At 60.4% G+C, this 6,503-nt stretch carries 4 protein-coding genes and 1 pseudogene; 2 read left to right on the top strand and 3 right to left on the bottom strand.

Annotated elements, in window-relative coordinates; translation table 11 throughout:
• Positions 1-334 precede the first annotated feature (334 nt).
• A pseudogene (locus tag E3O39_RS09135) lies at positions 335-653 on the bottom strand (transposase); the annotation flags it as partial.
• Positions 654-943: 290 nt separating this feature from the next.
• A complete protein-coding gene (locus E3O39_RS09130) occupies positions 944-3,151 on the bottom strand; it encodes an MMPL family transporter (RefSeq protein WP_198413421.1) in 2,208 nt (735 codons plus the stop codon).
• Between the two features lie 341 nt (positions 3,152-3,492).
• Here E3O39_RS09130 and E3O39_RS09125 point away from each other — a divergent pair, with 341 nt between their 5' ends.
• Positions 3,493-4,752, top strand: a complete 1,260-nt coding sequence (locus E3O39_RS09125; protein ID WP_134448355.1) for a sensor histidine kinase — start codon at positions 3,493-3,495, stop codon at positions 4,750-4,752.
• Positions 4,749-5,432, top strand: coding sequence for a response regulator transcription factor (locus E3O39_RS09120; RefSeq protein WP_134448357.1), 684 nt, complete (start codon positions 4,749-4,751; stop codon positions 5,430-5,432). The genes E3O39_RS09125 and E3O39_RS09120 overlap by 4 nt, the downstream gene beginning before the upstream one ends.
• Positions 5,433-5,641: 209 nt before the next feature.
• Here E3O39_RS09120 and E3O39_RS09115 read toward each other — a convergent pair whose 3' ends face one another.
• On the bottom strand, positions 5,642-5,938 hold the full coding sequence (locus tag E3O39_RS09115; protein ID WP_134448359.1) for a Na+/H+ antiporter NhaA: 297 nt from the start codon (positions 5,936-5,938) through the stop codon (positions 5,642-5,644).
• Between the last annotated feature and the right edge of the window lie 565 nt (positions 5,939-6,503).

The following is a 6,503-nucleotide window of genomic DNA, read 5'->3' as shown; positions in this document are numbered from 1 at the left end:
GGACGAGGCGGTGATTCTCCCAGAACTCGCCGCCGCCTAAGCTAGAACAACTGACCCGCACGGTGTTGAGAAACTCCACCACTCAGCGGGACGTGACCCCTTCGCCATTGAACAACCCGCCGGCATCGACGTCGGAGAGATCGTCGTTCGTCCAACAGCGCAGGGGTAATCGGCCCAACCAGCCTTCACCGGTGAAGCACATCAGCTGCTACAAAGCTGTCGTAAACCTCCAAAAGTTCTCGACGGTCCAGAATTGATCGTTTCCGATCCGCGTGAGGCGCAACGCTCTAGAACGGATCACAAAGGTGTCAGAACTGCTGTCCACGAAAAAGCTCGCGGCATCCCGGGCGTCGGTCTTCGCTTCCCCGCGTGGAGGTCCGCGAGCCGGCGCATGGCCAGGCCCGGCAGGTAGTCCACGAGCACGTTCTCGGCCTGCGCGACCGCGATCGGCATCGCACCGATCGTGGCTGGCTGATCCACGACGAACAACACCCGACCGCGCTCCTTCAACTGCCCGATCAGGTCCCACAGCTTGATCTCTTCGTTGGGCAGCGCTTTGTCGAAGAGTTGTTTCCCCGCCCGGTCCGATGCAACGGCGTGATGTTCGCCTCAACGCCGATAAGCACGTCAACGGTGTCGTAGTTCTCGATCATGAATTCTCCGTTCCAGGCTTCGTTTCGTTGGCCTGTGCCGCGGCGTCAAGTCTTGGCATCCACGTTACGAATGGTCTGGGACGAGTCCCGGTCCAGGCCCGATCAGCGATCACCTGATGCCAGTCAGGCCCGGTGACAACACCCCCCCCGGATCATGAACGACTGGGGGCAGCAATCATGCCGGGCCCGACAGGCCAACACCCTCCCAGCTCACACTGATTGGGCCTACGAAGAAAATAACGGGGGGTACCTGGCGATAGCAGGGCATTTCCGCGTGCAGACGAGTTCTGTTAGGGCTCAAGGTGAGGCAGGATGCGGTCCAGCCATTTGGGTGTCCACCAGTTGGCGCGTCCGAAAAGGTACATTGCGCATGGAACGATCACGAGTCTCACGACGGTGACGTCGATGAGGACGCTGATACCCAGGCCGAGCGCGAGCATCTTGATAGTGATGCTCGTTGTGAGAAGGAATGAGAAGAACACGCAGGCCATGATTACGGCCGCACACGTGATTACTCGGCCTGTCACGGAAAGTCCGTGGGCGACGCTATCTCTATTGCTGTCTCCCCGTATCCATGCCTCCCTGATGCGTGAAAGCAGAAATACTTCATAGTCCATCGAGAGGCCGAAGATGATGGCGAACATCAGCATGGGCACGTACGAGACGATCGGGATTGGTTGGGCGACGCCGAGGAAGCTCGAGCCCCAGCCCCACTGGAATACTGCGACGAGGACCCCATATGAGGCACCGATTGAGAGAAGGTTGATGATTCCTGCTTTGAGGGCAAGCACTGGGGATCGGAAGGTGAGAAGCATTAGGAGGATTGCCGCGATTACGACCGTGAAAATGATCGTGGGCAACGATGATGCGACAGCTTGCTGGAGTGCGATCGATGTGGCGACTCCTCCGGTGACGTAGCCGGCATACCCGAAAGTTTTCATTTGGCCTGGTAGGACCGTGGCGTCTAGCCGGGAGATCAGGTTGGCGGTGGCGGTGTCGCCGACGGAGGTGGTGGGTGTGACCTTTCCCACGAGGAGCATTTTGTCCGTGGTGGGTGCGAACTTTGTCACGGAGGCCACACCTGGCGTTGAGGTGAGGGTCTCATTTAGGGCTGTGGCTTCGGTTGCAAGCTGGGCGTCGGTCTGGCCTTGGGGTGCCCGGGCTACGACGACGAGTTGTGCTTGGTATCCGGGGCCGAACCCCGCGTCGATGGCATCCGATGCCCGACGTTCTGTCGTTTGGGTGGACAAGGCTCGAACGCCTGGGTTTCCGATCTGAATGGTCAGGACTGGCAGGGCAAGCAGGACAAGCAGCCCAAGCCCAGCAGTGAGATAGGCGGCGGGGTGCTTGCTCAGTGCGGTTGCGTACCGCTGCCAGCCCTGCGCGTTCGTGACCGGTTCAGCGATAGGGTTCTTGCGAACTTTGAGGACGTCGATTCGTCGACCTGCAACTGCCAGGAGTGCGGGAACGAGCGTGATTGCCGACAGGGCGGCGACCGCGACGGTGATGCTGGCCGACACGCCAAGCTGCCCAATGTAGGTGATGCCCGACGCGTAGAGACCGATCAGCGAGATCACGACGGTAGCGGCGGCGATGACCACGGCGCGGCCACTGGAGCCAACGGTCGTGGCGACCGCGGCGACTGGGTCGAGACCGTCCTTGATGAGTTGTCTGAACCGGGTTGAGAGGAAGAGGGCGTAGTCGATTCCGACGCCAAGCCCCATCATCAGCGCGATGGTCGGCGCCTCGCTCGGGAAGGCGAAGTAGGCGCTGGCAATGCCCAGAACACCGATACCCGCAAAGATGCCGATCACAGCGCTGACAACGGGAATCAACGTAGCGAGTACGCTTCCGAACGCGAGGAGCAGGATCAGGATCGCGACTCCGATCCCGACGAGCTCGGAGCTCGTTGTTGCGGAGGATGGCCCAGCGGCGCCTCCGAGGTCGCCACCATAGTCGACGCTGATGCCCGCTGTCCTCACCGCGCTGACAGCAGAATCTACGGCGCTTGCGTCGGGTGTGTCTAAGGCTGTGACGGTGTCTTTGTAGGTGATTGAGGCGACTGCGACCTGACCGTTGGCAGACATGGAGGCGAAGGGATCGCTCACTGCACGAACCGAGCTGAGACTCGCAATGGAGGTGATGGAAGCCTGTATGGCCGACTGTTGGGCTGCCAGTGTTCCGGAGGAAACGTGAAATACGACGTCGCCTGATGCGGTCCCCCGGGCGGCCTTTCCGGTTTGGTCCGTGTGGCTTTTGAGGAGGTCGGCGCCGATTTGTGCCGAGGAATTGGGGAGGACGAATGCAGCGTTGTATGCACCGTTCAACGCCGAGCTCCCGAGCGTGACGGCGACCAGCAGGAGCGTCCAGGTGATGATGACCGCCCATCGGCGTTCGGCGCACCATCCGCCGAGCTTCCAGAAGAAGCCATGGTCGGTTGGCGTTCGGGGTGGGGTGGCCTGTGACATCCTGCTGGGCGGTGCCAGAAGTGCAGCCATCAGTGCGTCACCACCCCAGAAATAGCGGCGGCAACGGGGCTGGCGACAATCACGCCGTCCGGTGCCGCGGTGTCAGTGAATTCTGCACAGCGATTAGGGCTTTTCATAGGGTTCTCCTTGAGGTTCGGGCGGGTGCCGAAGATCGCGGCACCCGCTGACTTTAAGGACAAGGCATTCATGTAGACAATGACTGCGGGTACCGACCACACCCCTACGCCGGTAGGGGGTGGCATGTACCCGAGGGGGCTGGTCCAGCGCGTCATTGTGCGTAGAGTCGAGATCGCGGGCCAACGGCGACACCCAAGCGCAGTGGTCTACCTACTCAGAAGGAATAGTTGGCAATGCTCCTGTTTCGTCACCAGTTGCGACGGCTCTACCCCGGGGCGGTTGCCCGGCTGCGGCGACCCCGCGCCCTCGCCTGGTCTGTTCTAGCCATCATCACTATCGCCCTCTTTAGCACGGCGGTTCCGGTAACTATCGATGTCTATGACACTCCTATTGCGCTGACTTTCCTGACCTTCACGATTCTCTGTGGAAGCATCCTTCTCGCGCCCCGTTTTCCCAAGATCGGCTCGATGCTCAATCTCGGGGCACTCGCAGGTCTCATCGTGCTCACGGCCCACAGCCCCGGACAATATTGGCCATTGCCCATCACCGGTTTGCTCGCCTTTTGTGCGCTGATCGCGGTACTCGGAATTTGGGGCGGCTGGTTGTTGCCCCTGGCGGTATGGTGGTTGGGAATTGTATTGATCTTGCTCGTTGCCGCCATCATGTCTCGGCCGACAGGCGGGCTCACAAATTGGCAAAGCAGTATCATTGGCGATTCTTCCATCAGTGCCCTGGTACTGGCTCTGTCGATAGCGATCGGGCAACGCCAACGAATCCGCGACCAACTCGCGTCCGCAAAACGGGACGTGGAGCTCGAACACGCCCGGCGGGAACACGCCGAAGAACGCGGCAGAATAGCCAGAGAGATGCACGACGTTGTTGTTCACAGCATGTCACTAGTTCACATTCAGGCCTCGTCGGCGCCCTACCGGATTCCCGATCTCGATGATGAAACCCGGGCAGAATTCGAGAACATCGCGCGTTCCGCTCGTTCTGCGCTCAACGAAATGCGGCAGGTGCTCGGCGTGCTCCGCCCCGACGCGCGAGACTTACCATTCTCTCCCCAGCCACAGCTATCCGACCTTAAGGAACTCGCACTCGTGACGACCAGGGCCGGTTCTCCTGTCACTCTCAGTATCGGCTCGAACGCGACGACCCTCTCCTCCGTTGTGCAATTGGCTGCATACCGAACGGTGCAGGAGGCGCTGGGCAACGCTCTTCGCCACGCCCCCGGCGCGGCGGTGTCAGTGCAATTCCAGATCGTCAAAGACAAGCTGCAGGTCGAAATCACCAACGACCCGGCCGAACCAGATCCGACAATGCACCGCCCAGCCGAAGCGCTCGGAACCGGCGGTCGAGGACTTCAGGGCATTCAAGAACGTACCGCTCAATTGCGCGGCCAGACCGAACACGGGCCAACGCCCGAGGGGGGTTTCCGTGTTTTCGCGGCCTTTCCGGTATGCGCCGAGACAACCAAGAACGGCGACCTATGAGTATTCGCGTCATGGTCGTCGATGACCAACCGATGTACCGGGTCGGACTCACAGCCATTCTCAGCGCCCAACCGGACATGACTGTTGTTGCAGACGCAAACGATGGCGTTGAAGCTGTGCGCCAAAACCGCACTGCACACCCTGACATCGTCCTGATGGACGTGCGAATGCCCAACATGAACGGGATAGATGCCACCCGGCAACTCATCTCTCCGATCGGAACGGCCCACATTCCCCGCATTATCATGCTCACCACGTTCGACATCGACGACTACGTCTACGCAGCCCTCCGGGCCGGGGCCAGCGGATTCTTACTTAAAGACACCGAACCGGAACAGTTGGCTACCGCCGTTCGCACGGTCGCAGCCGGCGACGCCCTGCTTGCACCCAGTGTCACGCGACGTCTCATCGAGAACTTCGTAGACAGCCGGCCCGCAGGGCTCACCTCAGCGACCGTGCTGAATGAACTGACCGAACGCGAACGAGACGTCTTCATGCTGGTTGCGTCGGGGGCTTCAAACCGCGAAATAGCGTCGAAACTCTATATCGCGGAGCAAACCGCAAAATCCCACGTCAGCCGGATGATGACCAAACTTCAGCTCCGTGACCGGGTTCACGCCGTCGTTCTCGGATACGAAACCGGGGCAATCCGACCCGGCAAAGGTGCCACCGGGATATAGCCTTCAGCGTCAACGAGAAGCCTTGCAAGCCATCACTATTCGCGCAAAGTATCGTCCGAGTTGTCATACTCGGACTGGCTGCGAACTTCCACTTGGGCACGGGGCGTTTTGTGACAGTGACCACTGTTGGCTGGGAACCTCGGGTCACGCTGCCGCGAATCGCGTTCGTGGTCGGCAGTTCCTTTTTCACGAATTGCAGCGCCGTGAGTTCAGTCCGGTTCGAGATCGGACCTAGAACGAACGCCCTCGCGGCGGTGGACAGCGGCGAGACGGGAGATCAAAACGGCGGCCACCACCATTGAGATCACCGACCCCAGTAACACTGCGAGTGTTCCCTCGTCGGCGACAGCTCCCGAACCACCCAGAGCGAGCTTGTTCAACAAAAGCGACACGGTGAAGCCGATGCCGCCGAGAGCCCCGACGGTCGCATGCCCGAGCGCCGTGAGTTGTGGCGTTTGAGAGCGCTGGCTTACGAAACGGGCGAGCCATCCGTTAGTGCGATCCATGTCATTTTGCCCACCGGCAATGCGCTGACGATTCCCCAAATGAGTATTAGCGCTTCCGGGGGCCACCGATATTGCCTTTGGGGGCCACCGGGCGGTATGGCCAGTAGCGCGCTCGGGAGCCACCGAATATTTATGCGGGGGGCCATCTGCATTGCTCCTTCCGTCCAGAGCTCGAAGTGGAGCTCGGCCCGCGACAAACCAGCCGGAATCAAAAAGGCCTTAAACAAGCACGCCGCGGTCTAGCAGGTGATGATCGATGTGTGGCTCAAGCACGAGCCCCGACGAAAGCACCAGGAGCATGTTGCTGGAACTCCTCGAGCGGCGTCACGATCAGGCATCACCGGTGTTTTGCACCCAATGCGCGCAACGAGATTGACACCATCTGGATCGAGACAGGCGGCCACAACTTGAGAGAACACACCGCCGGCCATGTCACGGCACAGGCACTCGCATCGTCGGGTGCCACTGCCCTACGTGTCAGGGTGAGTTGAGGCGGGTAGCTCAGAGCAAGTTCGCCGTTTGACGTAGGGCGAGAATCAGGAAGTCCCACCATGTCCAGTCCCTC

The organism is Cryobacterium sp. MDB2-A-1 (assembly GCF_004402675.1).
GTDB lineage: Bacteria > Actinomycetota > Actinomycetes > Actinomycetales > Microbacteriaceae > Cryobacterium > Cryobacterium glucosi.
The sequence above is the reverse complement of the archived record's forward strand: the minus strand, read 5'-3'. Positions and strand labels throughout refer to the sequence as shown.

Excerpts from the sequence above, each read along its gene's own strand:
- E3O39_RS09120 (WP_134448357.1), top strand. The coding sequence starts at position 4,749 with ATGAGTATTCGCGTCATGGTCGTCGATGACCAACCGATGTACCGGGTC.
- E3O39_RS09115 (WP_134448359.1), bottom strand. The coding sequence starts at position 5,938 with ATGGATCGCACTAACGGATGGCTCGCCCGTTTCGTAAGCCAGCGCTCT.
- E3O39_RS09125 (WP_134448355.1), top strand. The coding sequence starts at position 3,493 with ATGCTCCTGTTTCGTCACCAGTTGCGACGGCTCTACCCCGGGGCGGTT.
- E3O39_RS09130 (WP_198413421.1), bottom strand. The coding sequence starts at position 3,151 with ATGGCTGCACTTCTGGCACCGCCCAGCAGGATGTCACAGGCCACCCCA.